1 protein-coding gene is annotated in these 418 nt (G+C 54.8%); it reads right to left on the bottom strand.

What is annotated here, in order from left to right; translation table 11 throughout:
- The coding region (locus KK062_RS30065) for a TonB-dependent receptor plug domain-containing protein (protein ID WP_254088085.1) at positions 1–418 on the bottom strand (418 nt) is incomplete at both ends.

The following is a 418-nucleotide window of genomic DNA, read 5'->3' as shown; positions in this document are numbered from 1 at the left end:
TTCTTAAAGGCTTCGCGCCGCATGGTTAAATACTGTTGTGTATTGAGCAGGTCCATCATGTGCGGCACCTCGTTAAACCCGGTATACACATTCATGTCCACCTGAGTCTCACCTTTCGTTACCCGCCGCGTGGTAATCAACACCACGCCGTTCGCCCCCAGTGCTCCATAAATCGCCGTGGCATCAGCATCTTTCAGCACGTCGATGCGCTCGATGGCGTTGGGATTGATCGTTGACAACGGGCTCGCGGCCACGCCGAGGATCGACCCGCTTACCAAGGCCGAATTGTACGGTGCCGAGGGAAAAGGCACACCGTCAATAATGTATAACGGCATGTTGTATTCGTCGCGGAAATTGTTCCGCCCGCGCACGGCGATGTTATACCCCGAGCCAGGAATACCCGACACCTGCTGTATAT

The organism is Dawidia cretensis (assembly GCF_018598175.1).
Taxonomy (GTDB): domain Bacteria; phylum Bacteroidota; class Bacteroidia; order Cytophagales; family Cyclobacteriaceae; genus Ohtaekwangia; species Ohtaekwangia cretensis.
Note: the sequence above shows the minus strand (reverse complement) of the source record. Positions and strands in the feature narration are given on the sequence as shown.